This window comes from Neobacillus sp. KR4-4 (assembly GCF_042136325.1).
GTDB lineage: Bacteria > Bacillota > Bacilli > Bacillales > Cytobacillaceae > Neobacillus.
In genome coordinates, this window is the sequence record NZ_JBHHJU010000021.1 from 21,427 (window position 1) to 39,775 (window position 18,349).

The 18,349-nt window shown below is 37.4% G+C and carries 15 protein-coding genes; 12 read left to right on the forward strand and 3 right to left on the reverse strand.

The genetic code is table 11. From position 1 onward, the window contains the following. Positions 1-36 precede the first annotated feature (36 nt). A complete protein-coding gene (locus tag ACE198_RS19180) occupies positions 37-1,416 on the forward strand; it encodes a glycoside-pentoside-hexuronide (GPH):cation symporter (RefSeq protein WP_098572201.1) in 1,380 nt (459 codons plus the stop codon). 59 nt (positions 1,417-1,475) lie between these two features. Here the strand turns inward: ACE198_RS19180 and ACE198_RS19185 are convergent, their stop codons facing one another. After that, positions 1,476-2,672: an ROK family transcriptional regulator gene (locus tag ACE198_RS19185; protein ID WP_375376702.1), complete on the reverse strand. Its 1,197-nt coding sequence runs from the start codon at positions 2,670-2,672 to the stop codon at positions 1,476-1,478. Between the two features lie 258 nt (positions 2,673-2,930). Between ACE198_RS19185 and uxaC the strand changes: the two genes are divergently transcribed. Both uxaC and gndA read left to right on the forward strand, forming a co-directional pair. After that, positions 2,931-4,334, forward strand: a complete 1,404-nt coding sequence (uxaC, locus tag ACE198_RS19190) for a glucuronate isomerase (RefSeq protein WP_375376703.1) — start codon at positions 2,931-2,933, stop codon at positions 4,332-4,334. A gap of 155 nt (positions 4,335-4,489) precedes the next feature. Next, positions 4,490-5,902, forward strand: coding sequence for an NADP-dependent phosphogluconate dehydrogenase (gene gndA, locus ACE198_RS19195; RefSeq protein WP_098572089.1), 1,413 nt, complete (start codon positions 4,490-4,492; stop codon positions 5,900-5,902). 105 nt (positions 5,903-6,007) lie between these two features. Here gndA and ACE198_RS19200 read toward each other — a convergent pair whose 3' ends face one another. Continuing rightward, positions 6,008-7,264 carry a helix-turn-helix domain-containing protein gene (locus ACE198_RS19200; RefSeq protein ID WP_375376704.1) on the reverse strand — a complete coding sequence of 419 codons (1,257 nt, stop codon included), beginning with the start codon at positions 7,262-7,264 and terminating at the stop codon, positions 6,008-6,010. Positions 7,265-7,451: 187 nt separating this feature from the next. Between ACE198_RS19200 and ACE198_RS19205 the strand changes: the two genes are divergently transcribed. From ACE198_RS19205 to ACE198_RS19220, 4 genes are all read left to right on the forward strand, one after another. Further along, entirely contained in the window at positions 7,452-8,339 is an 888-nt protein-coding gene (locus ACE198_RS19205) for a sugar phosphate isomerase/epimerase family protein (RefSeq protein WP_375376705.1), read from the forward strand. 2 nt (positions 8,340-8,341) lie between these two features. After that, positions 8,342-9,502: a Gfo/Idh/MocA family protein gene (locus ACE198_RS19210; RefSeq protein ID WP_375376706.1), complete on the forward strand. Its 1,161-nt coding sequence runs from the start codon at positions 8,342-8,344 to the stop codon at positions 9,500-9,502. Between the two features lie 69 nt (positions 9,503-9,571). Next, a complete protein-coding gene (locus ACE198_RS19215) occupies positions 9,572-10,483 on the forward strand; it encodes a Gfo/Idh/MocA family protein (RefSeq protein WP_375376707.1) in 912 nt (303 codons plus the stop codon). A 94-nt stretch (positions 10,484-10,577) separates the two neighbouring features. Next, the gene (locus tag ACE198_RS19220) at positions 10,578-11,438 is read left to right on the forward strand and encodes a sugar phosphate isomerase/epimerase family protein (protein WP_375376708.1); all 861 of its coding nucleotides are present in this window, start codon (positions 10,578-10,580) and stop codon (positions 11,436-11,438) included. 129 nt (positions 11,439-11,567) lie between these two features. On the opposite strand, the gene ACE198_RS19225 is transcribed toward ACE198_RS19220, so the two are convergent. After that, the gene (locus ACE198_RS19225; RefSeq protein ID WP_375376709.1) at positions 11,568-12,749 is read right to left on the reverse strand and encodes an ROK family transcriptional regulator; all 1,182 of its coding nucleotides are present in this window, start codon (positions 12,747-12,749) and stop codon (positions 11,568-11,570) included. A 237-nt stretch (positions 12,750-12,986) separates the two neighbouring features. Here ACE198_RS19225 and ACE198_RS19230 point away from each other — a divergent pair, with 237 nt between their 5' ends. The 5 genes from ACE198_RS19230 to larB all read left to right on the forward strand — a co-directional run bounded on the left by ACE198_RS19230 (position 12,987) and on the right by larB (position 18,337). Next, a complete protein-coding gene (locus ACE198_RS19230; RefSeq protein WP_375376710.1) occupies positions 12,987-14,255 on the forward strand; it encodes a nickel pincer cofactor-dependent isomerase, group 22 in 1,269 nt (422 codons plus the stop codon). Positions 14,256-14,277: 22 nt separating this feature from the next. After that, positions 14,278-15,048, forward strand: coding sequence for an SDR family oxidoreductase (locus ACE198_RS19235; protein ID WP_375376711.1), 771 nt, complete (start codon positions 14,278-14,280; stop codon positions 15,046-15,048). A gap of 88 nt (positions 15,049-15,136) precedes the next feature. Beyond that, entirely contained in the window at positions 15,137-15,937 is an 801-nt protein-coding gene (gene larE / locus ACE198_RS19240; RefSeq protein WP_375376712.1) for an ATP-dependent sacrificial sulfur transferase LarE, read from the forward strand. A gap of 145 nt (positions 15,938-16,082) precedes the next feature. Continuing rightward, positions 16,083-17,555, forward strand: a complete 1,473-nt coding sequence (locus tag ACE198_RS19245; RefSeq protein ID WP_375376713.1) for a gluconokinase — start codon at positions 16,083-16,085, stop codon at positions 17,553-17,555. 26 nt (positions 17,556-17,581) lie between these two features. After that, positions 17,582-18,337 carry a nickel pincer cofactor biosynthesis protein LarB gene (gene larB, locus ACE198_RS19250; protein WP_375376714.1) on the forward strand — a complete coding sequence of 252 codons (756 nt, stop codon included), beginning with the start codon at positions 17,582-17,584 and terminating at the stop codon, positions 18,335-18,337. Positions 18,338-18,349 lie beyond the last annotated feature (12 nt).

Consider the following 18,349-nt stretch of genomic DNA (forward strand, 5'->3'; position numbering starts at 1 on the left):
CGCTTTTAAGTAAATAGGAAGGGAAGAGTGAAAGCAATGGAGAATAGTGTCTCAAAGAAACTTACCTTAAAAGAAAAATTTTCATATGGTTTAGGTGATGTTGGTAATGGATTTATGTTTGATATGGGGCAAATTTATTTGCTAAAATTTTATACCGATGTTTTAGGAATTTCTGCTTATTGGGGCGGGCTAGTATTTTTAATATCGAAGATTTTTGATGCATTTGCGGATTCTGCCGTTGGTGCATTCGTAGATAAGCGAAAAGTAGGTAAGAGAGGTAAGTTCCGTCCCTTCATCTTATTTGGATCGATTCCGCTTGCCATTATGACTGTTATTTCTTTTATGGCACCCGAGTTTTCAGACACTGGAAAAATAGCCTTTGCTTTTATTACTTATATGGCCTTTGGGTTGTCCTATTCTATTGTCAATATCCCTTACGGATCACTTGCAGCATCCATGACCCAAGATTCTGTGGATCGTGCCTCACTTGGCTCCTTTCGAGCAATTGGCAGCCAATTTGCACTGCTTATTTCGGGTATGGTCGTAATCCCAATTGTTCTATATTTTCCAAATGAAAGATTAGGATATATGGTAGGAATCGCTTCGATGGCGTTAGTAGGGGTAATCTTCCATTATATTTGCTACCGAAACACAACTGAAAATATTATTAGAGAGCCTCAAAAAGAAAAAGAAAAGGTTCCGATGTCAAAACTATTCAAACTATTACTTAGTAACAGACCGTTAATTGCCCTTTGTTTCGTTTGCTTGTTTATGGTTGCCGGAAGTAACCTGCGCACGGCAGTTCAGTTATATTACTTACAGTATAATTTAAATAATCCCGGTCTTATGTCTTTGCTTTCTTTTACTAGTATTGGAATCGCTGTCATTGGCTCATTTTTTATTCCAGCACTTGTTAAAAGATTAGGAAAAAAGAAAACATTCATAATCGGTCTTTTAATTGGAATTGCTGCGGATGTTGCAAACTTTCTGTTACCGGCAAACATACCGACTTTCCTAATATTGCTTACAATTGGAAGTTTGGGTCTTAGCTTTGCACTTGGTTTACCATGGGTAATGGTTGCAGATGCAGTGGACTATCACGAATGGAAAACAGGACAAAGGACAGAAGGGATTGTATATTCCAGTTACAGTTTCTTCCGTAAACTAGCGCAGGCACTTGCTGGATTTATTCCTGGTGTAGCACTTGGGTTAATTGGTTACGTTCCAAATGCAGAGCAAACTGCAAGCACACTCATTGGTATAAAAGGGTTAATGTTTCTTGTTCCAGCTGGACTAAACTTAATTGCAGCGATTATCTTAATTGTTCTGTATAATTTAACAGAAGACTTATATAAAAAGATTGTTAATGAACTTAAAAATAAACAAAAAGCTAATAATGGTTTAAAAAGCGCGTAATAATTACAAATAAAAATCCCCTTTTAGCAATTGCTAGAAGGGGATTTTTCACTGTAAAGTTAAATTGAGAGCGCGTTTTCAATTTCATTGTCTTTTAGATCATAGGGCAAATTTAGCATTGGGACATCTAGAAATTGTTTGATAGCAAGTGCACATGCTCCAAGAACACAAGATTTTTTTCCGATAGTAGAAATCATTAATTCACGATAATGACTAATTGAGGAATTTAGATTTTTGCTAATTTTATGGAGCGAGTCGGGATAAATTCGCAACAATTCACTATCAAGTACGAGCACGTCTGGGTTATACATGTTAATCATATTATTCAATCCAATAGACAGATAAAAAAGGAAATCTTCCATCAATTGGTGTACTTCTTCGTCGCCTTCATTAAGCCATTTTTGAATATGTTCGTAAGTCAGATCTTTAATCTGTCGTTTTTCAGATAAATACTCAAAAATACTCGATTCAGAAGCATATTTTTCCCAACAGCCCTTATTTCCACAATTGCAAGGTTTCCCCTCTGGTACTACAATCATATGACCTATTTCACCAGCAAATCCATCATGGCCACGGAAAAAGTCATTTTTCATCATCATGCCTAGGCCGATCCCCGAATAGAGGGTGGCACATAACAGGTTGTCTGTTTCATGGTGCACATAGACCCTTTCGGCGAAAGAACTTAGATTTGCATTATTTTCAATGTAAATTGCAATATTAATTTCTCTCTCTAAATCACTCTTAAGATTAACTTCATGCAAATCAAAACGTGGAACATAGTGGATTTCTTCGTCTTTTGTAACCAGACCATGTATGGCGACAACAATTCCGACAATACCATAGCGGCTGGAAGTGTAATTTGATTTGATCCTTTTGATTTGTTGAATTAGAATGGGGAGAATCTCCTCATATTTTGTAGTATTTAATTGGATAATACTTGAAGAAACGGGACAACCCAGAAGGTCTGATATTGTAAATGATATTTGACCATAATCAAGGTCAATACCAAGTGCATAGCCGGCATCTCCATTTAATGAGAGCATAATTGGTTTTCTTCCAACCGAATAATGCTCTAGGTGTGTTTCTATAATTAGCCCTTCTTCTAATAAGTCAGCAACTTGCGCTGAGATCGTTGCTCTTGTCAAATTAGTGGCTTTGGATAGATCTGCTCTTGAAATCATGCCTTCTTTCACAATTTCTCTAATGATTAAAGAGCGATTAATTTTCTTTATATATGCCGCATCACCGGTAACCATTAATATCCTCCATTTCGAGCATTACTTTGTGTATATTCTTATTATATCAGTTCTTTAATTAATTGGACGTTTATATTCTATTTATTCCTAAATAGTTAATTGACTAAACATATTAAACATGATAAATTATGTATGTAATTAATTTGTTTAATAAACAAATTAAAATAGAATTATCTGTTAGTTAATATTTATAGATTACTGTAAGGGGTTACAGCAAGCGTTTCTACGTATGAATTGTATTATAAGGAGATGGATTAGATGAAAAAATTTATGGATCAACACTTTTTGCTAAATTCCGAAGCTGCAGTAAAGTTGTATGAAAATGCCGCAGCAACTTCACCAATTTTTGATTTCCATTGTCACCTGGATCCGAAAGAAGTTTGGGAAAACAAGTCATATGAAAATATTACCCAAATTTGGCTTGGTGGAGACCATTACAAGTGGAGAACGATGCGCATGAATGGTGTTGGTGAACGCTATATTACAGGTGAAGCTAGTGATTGGGAAAAATTTGAAAAGTGGGCAGAGACTGTTCCTCATTTACTTGGAAATCCTGTTTATCATTGGACACACTTGGAATTAAAAATGTTTTTCGGAATTAATAAAGTATTAAGCCCAGAAACAGCTCGTGAAATTTGGGATGAATGTAATGAAAAATTACAGTCATCAGAATTCAGTGCGAGGGCTTTAATTGAGAGGTCAAATGTAAAGTTTATCGGAACGACCGATGATCCAATCTCCACACTAGAATACCATCAATTATTAAAAAATGATGACACCTTTGAAACGACGATTGCACCAACATTTCGACCAGATGGTGCGATGTTTATTGAACGCCCAACTTTTGCAAGCTGGATTCAAAAATTGGCGGATGTTTCCGGCATAAAAATAGATTCCTTAGATGGCCTTTTATCAGCTTTAAAACAGAGAGTCGAGTATTTTCATGAAAATGGAGGCCGTGCGTCTGATCATGACATCCAAAAGATGGAATATGTAGATGCAAGCAAACAAAAAGTAGAAGCGATCTTCAATAAACGTATAAGCGGTGAACAGCTTACAGATGAGGAATTGATCGCCTATCGGATTTTCCTATTAAAAGAACTTGGAAAAATGTATGCTGAAAAGCAGTGGGTTATGCAGCTTCACATGGGAGCGCTGCGAAACAATAACACCAGAATGAAAGAATTGCTTGGGACTGATGTGGGATTTGATTCAGTTGGAGAAGCTAATATGACTGAAGGCTTGTCGAGATTCCTTGATTCCTTAGATCAAGAAAACGCACTGCCAAGAACAGTATTATTTAACTTGAACCAAAAAGATAACGTAACATTAGCTGGCATGATGGGAAACTTCTATGAAGAAGGTGTTCCTGGTAAGGTTCAATTAGGTTCAGGATGGTGGTTTGTTGATCATATCGATGGTATGGAGAGACAAATGAAGGATTATGCAAATGTTGGATTACTCAGCCATTTTATCGGTATGCTAACAGACTCGCGCAGCTTCTTATCTTATGCTCGTCATGATTACTTTCGCCGAATTCTGTGTAATATCCTTGGCGATTGGGTGGAAAAAGGGTCGGTACCAAATGACATGAAGCATATGGAGCAAATGGTAAAGAATATCTGCTTTAATAATGCTGAAAGATATTTTTTAGAACGCTAAATAAGGCTTCACATTGACCACATTTATTTAACATGGTTGGAAAAACTATTGATGTGTATTATAAAGAATATTTAGTCAAAAAGCACTTTTTGTTTGTATTATTATCAGAAATATGTTTATCTAAATAGGATTATTAAATAAGAAAGAGGGATTGTATGTCTAAACAACAAATTGGTGTAATTGGTTTAGCCGTTATGGGTAAAAACCTTGCCCTAAATATCGAAAGCCGCGGTAATTCTGTCGCTGTTTTTAATCGTTCTTATGAAAAAACAGAAGAATTCTTAAAGAATGAGGCAGAAGGAAAAAACTTTGTAGGTGCTCGTACCGTTGAAGAATTCGTTAATTCTTTAGAAAAGCCTCGCAAAATTTTATTAATGGTTAAAGCAGGTACTGCAACAGATGCGACAATTGACTCCTTGAAGCCATATCTTGAAGAAGGCGATATCCTAATTGATGGTGGGAATACATTCTTCCAAGATACGATCAGACGTAATAAGGAACTAGAGACAGCAGGATTCCATTTCATCGGAACTGGCGTTTCAGGTGGAGAAGAAGGCGCATTAAAAGGTCCTTCTATCATGCCAGGCGGTAAAGAAGAAGCTTATAACCTTGTTAAACCTATCTTAGAAGCCATTTCTGCAAAAGTAGAGGGCGATCCTTGCTGTACGTATATTGGTCCGAATGGTGCGGGTCACTATGTGAAAATGGTTCATAACGGAATTGAGTATGGAGATATGCAGTTAATCTGTGAAGCTTATTTTATTTTGAAAAATGTCCTTGGTTTAGATGCAAAAGAGCTTCATGAGGTCTTTGCTGAATGGAATAAAGGCGAATTAGACAGCTACTTGATTGAAATTACGGCTGATATCTTTACAAAAGTGGATGAAGAAACTGGTAAACCAATGGTAGATTTAATCCTCGATACAGCTGGTCAAAAGGGCACTGGTAAATGGACAAGCCAAAATGCTTTAGACTTAGGTGTTCCACTTCCAATTATCACTGAATCTGTATTTGCCCGCTTTATTTCTGCAATGAAGGATGAGCGTGTTAAGGCAAGTCAGGTTCTTAATGGACCAGAAGTTAAGGCTTTTGAAGGCAATAAAGAAGAATTAATCGAAGCAGTTCGTAAGGCGTTATATATGAGTAAAATTGTTTCTTATGCACAAGGTTTTGCACAAATGCGTGCTGCATCAGAAGAATACGATTGGAATCTTCGTTACGGAGATATCGCAATGATTTTCCGCGGCGGCTGTATCATTCGTGCGCAATTCTTACAAAAAATCAAAGATGCCTATGATCGTGATCCTGAATTAAGAAACCTATTACTAGATCCTTATTTTAAAGAAATCGTTGAGAACTATCAGCAGCCATTACGTCAAGTTCTTGCTGTGGCGATCGAACGTGGAATCCCTGTCCCATCCTTTGCAAGTGCAATTGCTTATTATGACAGCTATCGTACAGAAACACTTCCAGCAAATCTATTACAAGCACAACGTGACTATTTTGGTGCACATACGTACCAACGTATTGATAAAGAAGGTATTTTCCATACAAACTGGATGGAATAATAACAACTAGTTACCGAAATGAATATATGGCCAAAAGGGCTGTCTCAAAAGTGATAAATCACTCTTGGGGCAGCCCTTTTTTTTTACATAGCACTTCCACTTTTCTTAGTGCCTGACACCATTCAATCCTTTTCGGAATTCAGAAGGAGTGATTCCATTGATCTTTTTAAATACCTTTGTAAAGTAGTTGACGTCGTTAAAGCCTACTAATAAAGCAATGTCTGTGATGGACAGACTTTCATTCTCCATAATTTTTATGGCTTCATTAATCCTGAGTTTATTGATGTACTCTGTTATCGATTTACCCGTCTCTTTTTTAAACTGTCTAGAGAGTTCGAAACTATTAGATTGAATGGCATCGGATATGGTATCCAGTCTTAAATCTTGATCTAAATTTAAACGAATATACTCAATTGCTTTTCGAATTAAACGATTGAAATTTTTTAAGGAGAGCTTTTTTACAGCATCACAATATTCATAGTACATTTGCATTTGAAGGTCCGAGAGCTGCTGAATGGAAGACGTCTTTTCAATTTGGATAGCAAATTTTTCTGAAATGCTGTCGATATATACAGGATGAAGACCGCCTCTTTCAGCTGAGATTCTTAACACTGTATTGTTTACGAAAGCTAAATTCTTTCTGGATCGTAAAGGGTCATTCGGAATGCGATCTGGGATTTTCTCAAAGAGAAACATACCTTCGTTTAATACTTTATCTAACTTTGCTCGATTTCCACTTTCTACAGCTGACATGAGATCATTTTGAGTACGATATCTTTCTTCGATAGTAGCAATAGATGGCCTAGCGTTTATTTTTACGGCATCGGAAATCATAGGGTATTCAGAGTGCAGCGAATAATTAATTTTACCGATCGTTATCCTTCGGGTGGTAGAATCATTCCGGTTAAAATTTGAGGAAAGATAAGCAAGAAATTCGGCGATGGTTTGTGCTTTGTATGTACTAATTAACGGAAGAGATAAATAAAATTGTTCCATTATATGGCTAAGTGAAATAGAGAATTTGTTAGTAAAGAGTATGTCATGAATCATTAGAGAAGTAGGTTCCTCAAACAAAAAAGGTCCCACCACAATACTCCCTATGTAAACCTCCTGTCTATACAGTTTTGCAGAGATAAAATTAATCTTGTATGAACTAGAATGGAATAGAACATCTGGTTCAGACGCTAAATCGTGTAGATTCAATAAACTATGAAAATTTCCAAAGTACTCTTTTAAAGGTTCAGGTACTTGATTGTGGCCGAATTCACTTATTATCTGTGATTTGAGATCGATAAAAATGGTATCAATATGGGAAAAACTGAACGCAAATTTGCATAATCTTTCATGTTCTCGATAGGACATGCTAACACTTCCTGATTGTCTTTAATTTTCTTATTTATTATAAACATTTTACTATTATTCGCAAAATTTTACGAGAATAGAAAAACGTTTTCATTTATGATTAGAGCATAAATCATCAAATCCTGATTTGTAGATGATAGCAAAAGGTCTGTTAACAACCTATAGAAATAAGGAGGAACAGTCTGACGTGAATAATGATTTATTGATTTCAGGTTTTTCGGATGAAATTTCGTCTGATTTTGATATTCAAATAGAAGTTGTAGCGAAGTTAGGTATGCGTTACATTTCATTGCGTGGTATTGATGGAAAAAATATAGGTGACTTTACTGTCGATGAAGTTAAAGAAAATGTTCAACCAAGGCTTCAAAAAGCTGGAATCGGTGTTTCTTCTATCGGCTCACCAATTGGTAAAGTCTTCATCAATGATGAAGAAGGATTTGCAAAGCAAAAGCTAATGTTGGACACGCTTTGCCAAATTGCTATTTTATTAGATTGTAAATACATTCGTATATTCAGTTTTTATATTCCAAAAGGTGAAGTCCCCGACCAATATAAAGAAGAAGTGATTAGGAAACTAAAAGAGTTTTCGGCGATTGCGGAAAAGCACAATGTTATTTTATTACATGAAAATGAAAAGGACATCTATGGAGATATTGCGAAAAGATGTTGTGAGATTTTAAAAGAAGTTGGTTCAGCACACTTTAAGGGGATTTTTGACTTTGCTAACTTTGTTCAGTGTGGTGAGGACACACAGGAGTGTTTCAATTTATTAAAGGATGAAATAGTTTATATCCATATTAAAGATGCAGTTACAACCGATCATGAAAACGTAGTATGTGGCACGGGTGAAGGTAAGATTCCTGAGATTCTATCCCAAGTAATAAACAATGGTTACAAAGGCTTTCTAACACTAGAACCACATCTAGTTCTCTTTGACTCCTTAAAAGATCTAGAGCTTGAGGATGCGGCGGAGGTTATTAAGGACAACAAAGGGCTGGATGGTGCAGGCGGCTACAAGCTTCAATATGAAGCACTTCTAGACATTCTTAAAAAAATCGAAAGCGAGGGAATTTAATTATGGCAGATGTAAGATTAGGGATTATTGGATTAGGTGCAGAAGGTGGTATGTACGCAAATTTCATTTCTGAAGGAAAAGTTAAAAACATGGTGATTGGTGCGATTTGTGATAATGATCCTGCTAAAAAACAAGTAGCGGAAGAGAGGTATCCTGGTGTTCCTTTCTACGATAATTATATCGATATGCTTGAAAGTGGTGATGTTGATGCAGTCGTTACAACTGTTCCACATTATCTACATCCTGAAATGGGAATTGAATCACTAAAAAGAAACATTCATGCATTAGTGGAAAAACCAGCTGGTGTTTATACAAAACAAGTGAAAGAGTTAAACGAATTTGCAGCCTCCAAGCCTGAACTTAAGTTTGCCATCTTCTTTAACCAGCGTACAAATCCACTTTATAAAAAAGTAAAAGAACTTATTGATAATGGTGAGATTGGCAGCATCCGCAATACCAACTGGATTATTACTACCTGGTGGAGACCTCAAGGGTACTACAATCAAAGTGAATGGAGAGCAACTTGGGGTGGAGAAGGCGGTGGTGTCCTTGTAAACCAAGCACCACACCAAATTGACTTGCTACAATGGATTTGCGGCATGCCGAAAAAGGTTTATGCAAAAGTAAATTATGGCTATCAAAGAGATATTGTGGTTGAGGACGATGTGACTGCAGTATTTGATTATGGTAATGGTGCTACTGGTGTATTCGTAACTCGTACACACGATGTAATGGGAACTGACCGTTTAGAAATCCTAGGAGATAAAGGAAAAATCGTGGTAGACGATAGTAAGAAAGTAACCATTAAGCGCCTGAAACAATCTGAGAATGAAATGAGCAATTCCATGGATATGTCAGATGTTATGAAGCTGTTTATGGGCGGCGGTGCAGGTGACATTTTCACTGAGGAAGTACTTGATTTTGGTAATGTTTGGGGCGAACAGCACATTGCTGTCTTAGAAGACTTTGCTTCTGCAATTGTAGAAGGTACCCCATTATTAGCTCCTGGCAGCGATGGAATTAATGGTGTTAGACTTGCAAATGCGATGCACCTGTCAAGCTGGTTAGGCAAGGAAATAGAAGTACCATTTGATGAAGATTTATTCCTAGAAGAATTAAATAAACGGATTGCTGAAGAAGGTAAATACCCGGTTAGAAAGTAATCGAACATTTGAAACGAACTCGTGTGCAAAATACGCTCCCGAGTTCGTTTCAATAAAGGGGAGGAGCAAATGCTAAAAGTAGCGGTAATTGGACTTGGAGATATTTCTAAAATTCATATTCCAGCTATACAAGCTAACCCAAATGCCGAGTTGGTGGCAGTTTGTGATATTAATGAATCATTAAAAGATACCGTACCAGGGGTAAATTTTTATACCGATTATAACGAGATGCTTGAAATAGAAAACCTTGATGTTGTCCATAATTGTCTTCCTCACTATCTACATTATCCTGTAACAAGAGATTGTGTAGATGCGGGAGTTCATGTTTTTCAAGAAAAGCCGTTGGGCTTGAACACTGAGGAAGGAAGGGCACTGGTAAAACTAGAGGAAGTCCATAGTGAAGTTAAAATCGGAGTCTGTTTACAAAACCGTTATAATGAGTCGTTTGAAATGCTTATGGAGATTGTCAAAGGCGGCAAATATGGCAAAGTCACAGGAGTTAAAGGGCTGGTAGCTTGGTATAGACCAAAAGCTTATTATGATGTGAAACCATGGCGTGGAAAAATGGCGTATGCCGGGGGCGGTTCCATGATCAATCAATCCCTTCATACACTGGATTTAATCCAGCTAGTCGGCGGAAAAATAGAATCAATAAGAGGTTCTGTGGACCAATTATTGGATTATGGGATTGAAGTGGAAGATACAGCTTCTGCACATATACTCTTCGAAAACGGTGCAAGAGGATTATTTTTTTCAACCAATGCCAATCCAGAGAACTCCAGTGTAGAGCTAGAAGTATATCTTGAAAAGGGTAAATTCATCATTAAAGACAGCATTCTCACAAGGATAAATGAAGAGGGAAATAAGGAAGAATTGATAGAAGATGCTAAGCTGCCTGGCTCGAAATTCTATTATGGTGCCAGCCATGCGAAAACAATCAATCAATTCTATAACTGTATTTTGCTGGGCACTCATGATTAGTTCATGCAAAGGATGCGCTTGTATCTATTCAAATGATTGATGCCATTCGACTATCTTCAGAGACAAAACAAAGTATTAAGATGGAGGGGTAACCATGAAAAAGGGTAAAATCGGCGTGCAAATGATGATGCTTAAAGGCAAAGTCGAAGAACTTGGTGCCTATGAAACAATGAAAAAAGTAAGTGAACTTGGCTATCACGCTGTAGAGGTATCACAGATCCCGATGACAGCTGAGAATGTCGCGGAATTAAGGAGAGCTAGTATCGACTTTGATATCAAAATAGCAGCTCTTTCAGCTGCACTAGAGCCCATGCTTCCTGGAGCGCCTGGTGAGACATTAACTAGTGATTTTGAAAAAATCGTAAATGATTGTAAGACGCTCGATTGTAATTTTTTACGAATCGGAATGCTGCCGTTAACTTGTATGGGTCACAAAGATAGAATCATGGATTTTATTGAAAAAGCAGAAGCGATGGCCCATAGATTAGCTGAACATGGAATTGAATTGTATTATCATACACATCATCTTGAATTCCAAAAATATGATGGTGAATATTTATTGGATATCATTAAAAACAACACAACTAAACTAGGTTTTGAGTTAGATGTTCACTGGATTCAAAGAGCAGGCGTAAACCCTGTTGAGTTTGTTAAACAATACGCTGGCCGCATTTCTTTAATTCACCTCAAAGATTACCGAATCGGACAAATGGATTTAAGTGAAGTAGACTTTAAAGATATGGCGAAATTCATGCATATCTTTACGAATACGATTGAATTTGCGGAACTTGGGGAAGGTAACCTTGATATCAAGGCAATTACTGAAGCAGGTCTAGAGAGTGGCGCACAATATTTCTTGGTGGAACAAGATGATACATATGGCCGCGATCCATTCGACTGTTTAGAAATTTCAGCAAAACATTTGAGAAAATTAGGATTTACTGAATGGTTTTAAATAAAATGGGTGTCAGGCACTAGAATGGTGTCAGGCACCTTTCTTTTATTTAACAAAAAAAACCAATTCACATTTTATTTTCGTGAATTGGTTCTGATTGGTTCAGATTATGGTTACTTTTTGCTTCTTCTATTTATGGGGAAAGCTTTCTTCGCTCAAAGTTAAACATAGCTCTGAAACTCCTAAAAAGTTTTGAAGGGCTAAAGCACAGGCTCCCATAATACATGCCTTTTTGCCAAATTCAGAGATATACAATTCAGAAAAATGGCTAATTGAGGAAGAAAGATGGGTTTTGAGTTTATTGGCGGTATCTGGAAATAAACGAAGTGCTTCACTATTGACCACTAGGATTTCAGGATTATAAAGGTTAATTAAATTATTTAACCCAATCGAAAGAAAATAAAGAAATTGATCTAACTCTTCATTGAAAGCAGAATCATGTTCTTTAATCCGATGCTGGATATCCTCAAAGTTGAAAGCCAAATCTTTTTGTTTCTCAGCCAATTTGATAAATAGGCTCATTTCAGAGGCGTATTGCTCCCAGCATCCTAAATTTCCGCAACTGCAGGGCAGGCCATTTGGAACGACAATCATGTGGCCAATCTCACCTGCATAGCCGTGGTATCCTTTGAATAATACACCATTGATAATGAATCCAATTCCAATTCCAGAATACAAACTAACCGATAATAAGTTGCTACTTTGATGGTGTTTGTACACTTTTTCCGCAATCGAGCATAAGTTGGCATTATTTTCGATGTAAACTTTGACTCCAATTTCATTCTCTAAGTCTTTTTTTAAGTTTTTGTTTTGCCAGCCATGTTGAGGGACATAATCAACCATTTCATTTTTATTTACAATTCCATGGATTCCAATCGCAATTCCAACAACACCGTAATAAGTAGGAGTGAACCTTTGTTTATAACTTTTAATTTGTTCAATTAATAAATCCAGAATGACATCATAAGCTGATACTTCTAGTTCAATTATTTCGGTCTGAACGGAAGTACCGATTAAATCTGATATGGTAAATGTAATTGAATTTTTATCCAAATCGATTCCGAGGACAAAACCTGCATCACGGTTAACAGAGAGCATGACTGGCCTTCTCCCTAAACTTTTGTGTTCCTGTTGTGTTTCAATAATTAATTTCTTTTCTAACAAATCTGATACCTGTACTGAGATTGTAGCTTTATTTAATCCCGTCATTTTTGCTAACTCTGCTCTAGATATCATTTTATGCTCAACAATTTTACTTAAGATTAACGATCTGTTCATATTTTTTATAAATGCTGCATCTCCTGTGAGCATAAAGAACCTCCTTAGTTTTTTAAAAGGAAAAACTCTCATATTTATTGACGTAAATTGTTCATAATGTTATTATACAGATAATTAGTTTGTTTGGTAAACAAATTAAATAAAAAATACCTTTTTTTATTTAATTTGTAAGGGATTACAAAGGGATTATCATTTATAAAATTTCATAAGTACATGGAATAGGATCGAAAGAGGAAAACTTAATAGGTATAAAAAAGGAGTGAAGCAACTATGGGTATCCTGCAAGAATTATTAAAAGATATTCCAGTTCCTAAAATGGCAAAGGTCAAAGTGAACTTTGATAACAAAAAAATTGATGACCTTGGTTCAACCCTGATGGCACAATTACAACGAGTAGAAATTCAGGAAAAGGTTAAGCCTGGGATGGAAATTGCCATTGCTGTTGGCAGCCGGGGGCTCGATCGCCTCGTTGAAATGACCGAAGTAACAGTAAGATTTTTAAAAGATTTGGGGGCCAAACCTTTCATAGTGCCAAGTATGGGGAGCCACGGGGGCGCGACAGCGGAGGGACAGCGCGAAGTTTTAGCACATCTTGGGGTAACCGAAGAAAGTGTCGGCTGTGAGATTCGCTCTTCAATGGAAGTAGTAAAAATTAGTGAGCTGCCGAATGGATTGCCTATTTATGTGGATAAATTTGCTTCAGAAGCAGATGGAATTGTGGTCATTAACCGTATCAAACCACACACAGCTTTTCGTGGTCCTGTTGAAAGTGGAATGATGAAGATGATCAGTATTGGGTTAGGAAAGCAAAAAGGGGCAGAAGCTTGCCATCAAATGGGATTTAAGTATATGGCAGAAAATGTTCCTGCCATGGCGAAGATCATCATGGAAAAGACCCCCTTCCTGTTTGGGGTTGCATCCGTTGAAAATGCATTTGATAAAGTAGCTATTATTCAAGTACTTACGCCAGAAGAGATTATAAATAAAGAACCTGAACTTCAAAAGCAAGCAAAAGAGTTATTGCCAAAGCTTTTCTTTGATCAATTGGATGTCCTTGTCATTGATGAAATTGGCAAAAACATTAGTGGAGATGGAATGGATCCTAATATTACCGGACGTTATCCAACTCCATATGCTTCTGGTGGACCGGATGTTAACAAAATGGTGGTCCTCGATGTAACCCATCAATCCGAGGGAAATGCAAATGGGGTAGGAACGGCAGACTTTACGACGCAACGGCTTGTAGATAAGATGGATAAAGAAGGAACCTATGCGAATGGTTTAACTTCAACCGTTGTTGCACCAACTAAAATTGCTACGACCTTACCAAATGATAAACAAGCATTCCAAGCAGCAATTAAAACATGTAACATTCTAGATTTTACGAACGTTAAATTAGTACGCATAAAAAATACATTAGTATTAAGTGAAATTGAAGTATCGGAGCCTTTACTAGATTACGTGAGGCAGCATCCTAATATGGAACAATGTTCTGATCTTTATGACATTCCTTTCAATGAAAGTGGAAATTTATTTTAATAGAAAAAGGGAGAGAGTAATCATGGCACAATTATTTGATTTAAGTGGCAAAGTTGCAGTTGCAATTGGTGGAAATGGTGTTTTGGGGTCAGCAATGGCAAAAGGCTTGGCTTCCCACGGCGCCAAAGTTGCAATTGTTGGACGTAATCTTGAAAAAGCAGAAGAAGTTGCCAAGGAAATTAATGAGAGTGGCGGGGAAGCCAAGGCATTTTCTGCAGATGTTAGTTCAAAAGATTCCTTAGAAAACGTTGCGAATGAAATTGAACAATGGTCCGGCGGATGGGACATTCTATTAAACGCCCCGGGTACAAATAGTGCTACACCCTTCTTTGAACTTGGTATGGACGAATGGGACAAAATTATGGATATAAATTTAAAAGGTATTGTGTTAACCTGTCAGATTTTTGCAAAGAAAATGATTGAGCAGGAAAGAAAAGGAAGTATTATTAATATCTCTTCTGTTTCTTCAACAACCCCATTATCAAGAGTTTTCACGTATTCCGTATCAAAAGCTGGCCTTAACAGCGTTACACAATTTTTAGCACGTGAATTTGCACCAAATGGGATTCGTGTCAATGCAATTATTCCAGGATTTTTCCCTGCGGAACAAAACCGAAAAATTTTAGATAAAGAGCGGATTGAATCAATCATGAGACATACTCCAATGAATCGTTTTGGTGAAGCGGAAGAGTTACAAGGTGCTGCGGTTTGGCTTGCTTCTGAAAAAGCGTCGAGTTTTGTAACAGGAACGCTTATACGAGTAGATGGCGGCTTTGGCAGCATGACAATATAAATCCAAGGTGAACATAATTCTAAAGTCCATTAAATAAATTAACAATGGCTGACTTAAATTAGATATGGGATTGGGGGAGAAACAGACCATGCTAACAGAGAAATACAAAAAATTAAAGTCTATTCTCCGAGATATGGAATCAGTGGTAGTTGCATTTTCAGGAGGAGTAGACAGTACTTTTTTATTAAAGGCTGCTGTGGATGCCTTAGGGGCTGAGCATGTACTCGCAGTAACTGCAGACTCTGAAAGCTACCCCTCTAGTGAACTAGAAGAGGCAAGAGTTCTTGCAAATCAAATTGGTGTCAGGCACCAAGTGATTGAAACCTCAGAACTTGCTATTCCAGGATATGCGGAAAACAATAGAAATCGATGCTATTTTTGTAAAAGCAGTTTATTTGATCATTTGATTCCAGTCATGGAAGAAAAGGGCTTTCAAAATGTGGTTTATGGTGTCATAGCAGATGATATGAATGAATTTCGACCAGGTATGCAGGCCGCTAAAGAGAAGGGGATACGCGGTCCACTCCTAGAAGCTAATCTGTTTAAACAAGAAATCAGAGAACTCTCGAGAGAATTTGATTTGCCAACTTGGGATAAACCATCATTAGCGTGTCTTTCATCAAGAATTGCCTATGGGGAATATATTACAAAAGAAAAGCTGACGAAGGTAGAAAAAGCCGAAGCTTATTTAAAGTCACTAGCTATCCATCAGGTACGGGTGCGAACACATCAGGAGATTGCAAGGATCGAAGTAGAACCTAATAATATGAAGAAGATTCTTGAAAATCATGACGCAATCGTGAAAGCACTACAAGGATATGGGTACAAATATATCACGTTAGATTTAATTGGATATCAGAGTGGAAGCATGAATAAGGTGCTGTCATAGAGCTTTCTTCTTTGCAAATGTGCTTTAGGAAAGTACTTTTAATAAAAAGGCTTTGGAATAATCCAGAGCCTTTTAATATAACGATTATAAAAATAGCAATAAATAATAATATTACTTATTGTTATATGAAAAGGAAGAGGAGAACATGTCAAGAGAAGTTGTAATGGGACTTGATATCGGAACAACAAGTGTTAAAGCATGCGTATTTGACCTCCAAGGTAAATTAGTCGCCGAAGCTGAGAGAATGAACACATTCCATTATCCAAAGCAAGGATGGGTCGAACAAAACCCTATTGAGATTGAGCAATCAGCTGTACAAGCAATACATGAGGCAATAGAGAAAGCCAAGATTGAGAAAAATGATTTGATTTCAATTGGATTTTCTTCCGCCATGCATTCCCTTATTTGTGTGGATGATAATGGCACTCCTATATCCCCAGCCTTAATTTGGGCGGATGGAAGAAGTTATCTACAAGCAGAATCAGTGATAGAAACAATGGGAAATGAGGTGTATTCAGACACAGGTACACCGGTTCATCCCATGACGCCATTTGTTAAGTTATTATGGATGAAAGAAACGAAATATGAACCTTACGTTCAAGCGAAATACTTTATGTCAATTAAGGAGTATTTACTTCATTGCTGGTATAATCAAAGGGTTATAGATTATTCAATGGCATCTGCGACAGGGTTATTTAATCCTGACACACATACGTGGAATCAAACATTATTATCTCTAACGGGTATTCATGAAAATCAGCTTTCTAGAATTGTCCCCCCAACCGAGATTTTAACAGGGATTAATCCTCTAAAAGCCGATGAAATGGGGATTGATTCTGACCTTCCTTTTGTCATCGGTGCTGCGGATGGCCAATTGGCTAACTTGGGAATTGGAGCGATTCTCCCTGGTGAAGTGGCGGTTTCAGTTGGGACTAGCGGGGCCATTCGGCAATTCACAAGTGGAGTTAAAATGAGCGAAAATCAAGAAACCTTTTGTTATTCTTTTACAAAGGATTTTTCTATCATTGGAGGTCCTACCAATAATGGCGGGAATGCACTACAATGGTTAAAAGACCTTTTGAATGATCCTAGAGACTTCGCTGATTTCCTTGCAGATGCAGAAAAGGTGCCGCTTGGTGCCGATGGAATCATCTTTCACCCCTATCTAAATGGCGAAAGAGCACCACTTTGGAATCAACGGGCAAAAGGGAATTTCTTTGGATTATCTGTTACGCATAAAAGAGAACATTTTATTCGAGCGGTTCTAGAGGGGATTACTTTTAACCTCTTTCAAATTGGCAAAACTTTAGAGAGTTTAGCAGGGAAACATCAAAAGATTTATGTTAATGGTGGTTTATCCAGATCTCCATTGTGGCTGCAAATGATGGCAGATGTATTCGAGGCGGAAATTTATGTGCCGGAGAGCCACCACAGCGCAGCATGGGGAGCAGCCTGGACAGCATTAGTGGCCATTGATAAAGTTCATTCCTTTGAAGAGATTAAAAGGAATATCCCAATGGGTAAGGCAATCGTTCCTAATAAAGAGAATAGTGAAAAATATAGACTTATTTATGAGAAATATGAAAAGCTGGCATGTGGAATGTCTAAACATTTTTGAGTTTATATAAATAGGTGGGGAAATGAATGCTTGAAGAAATTTTAGAGCAGGTTCAAAGAGGAACCCTAAGTGTCAAAGAAGCAAAAGAGCAACTAGCAACATTTGAGAATTTGGGTTTTGCTAAAGTTGACCATCATCGTAAGAAACGTCAAGGCTTCCCAGAGGTCGTATACGGTGAAGGGAAAACGACTGAACAAATTATTTCGATTATCCAAGTGTTAAGAGCTCGAAATAACCAAGTGCTCGTCACGCGTATTAACAAGGAAAAGGCAGAAATTGTCCAACGTTCTTGCCCTGAATTTATTTACAAAGAAGTAGCACAAATTCTTTTTTGGAAAGAGGACAAATTGTTTGAAGAAGAGTCACAAGGATATATTGCCGTAATTTGTGCAGGTACATCGGACTTACGTGTTGCCGAAGAAGCCGCGGTTACTGCCGAAGTATTAGGCAGCAAAGTACATCGTATCTATGATGTAGGTGTTGCTGGAATTCATCGCTTGCTAAGTCATGCTGAGGAAATTCAAAATGCCACAGTCTCTGTTGTTGTTGCGGGTATGGAAGGGGCACTTCCAAGTGTAGTTGGCGGACTCGTTTCACATCCGGTTATAGCTGTGCCAACGAGTGTGGGGTATGGAGCAAATTTTAATGGATTATCTGCCTTATTAACGATGTTGAATTCATGTGCATCAGGGATTAGTGTTGTGAATATTGATAATGGGTTTGGCGGGGGATATAACGCCGTATTAATTGATCAACTTGCACAAAAAGGGGCCGGGAAATAGTGAGAACACTTT

Bases quoted from the DNA above. Each gene is read 5' to 3' on its own strand.
- ACE198_RS19230 (WP_375376710.1), top strand. From the start codon at position 12,987: ATGGGTATCCTGCAAGAATTATTAAAAGATATTCCAGTTCCTAAAATG.
- ACE198_RS19245 (WP_375376713.1), top strand. From the start codon at position 16,083: ATGTCAAGAGAAGTTGTAATGGGACTTGATATCGGAACAACAAGTGTT.
- larB (WP_375376714.1), top strand. From the start codon at position 17,582: ATGCTTGAAGAAATTTTAGAGCAGGTTCAAAGAGGAACCCTAAGTGTC.
- ACE198_RS19200 (WP_375376704.1), bottom strand. From the start codon at position 7,264: ATGTCCTATCGAGAACATGAAAGATTATGCAAATTTGCGTTCAGTTTT.
- ACE198_RS19210 (WP_375376706.1), top strand. From the start codon at position 8,342: ATGGCAGATGTAAGATTAGGGATTATTGGATTAGGTGCAGAAGGTGGT.
- ACE198_RS19215 (WP_375376707.1), top strand. From the start codon at position 9,572: ATGCTAAAAGTAGCGGTAATTGGACTTGGAGATATTTCTAAAATTCAT.
- uxaC (WP_375376703.1), top strand. From the start codon at position 2,931: ATGAAAAAATTTATGGATCAACACTTTTTGCTAAATTCCGAAGCTGCA.
- ACE198_RS19180 (WP_098572201.1), top strand. From the start codon at position 37: ATGGAGAATAGTGTCTCAAAGAAACTTACCTTAAAAGAAAAATTTTCA.
- ACE198_RS19225 (WP_375376709.1), bottom strand. From the start codon at position 12,749: ATGCTCACAGGAGATGCAGCATTTATAAAAAATATGAACAGATCGTTA.
- ACE198_RS19185 (WP_375376702.1), bottom strand. From the start codon at position 2,672: ATGGTTACCGGTGATGCGGCATATATAAAGAAAATTAATCGCTCTTTA.
- larE (WP_375376712.1), top strand. From the start codon at position 15,137: ATGCTAACAGAGAAATACAAAAAATTAAAGTCTATTCTCCGAGATATG.
- ACE198_RS19220 (WP_375376708.1), top strand. From the start codon at position 10,578: ATGAAAAAGGGTAAAATCGGCGTGCAAATGATGATGCTTAAAGGCAAA.
- ACE198_RS19235 (WP_375376711.1), top strand. From the start codon at position 14,278: ATGGCACAATTATTTGATTTAAGTGGCAAAGTTGCAGTTGCAATTGGT.
- gndA (WP_098572089.1), top strand. From the start codon at position 4,490: ATGTCTAAACAACAAATTGGTGTAATTGGTTTAGCCGTTATGGGTAAA.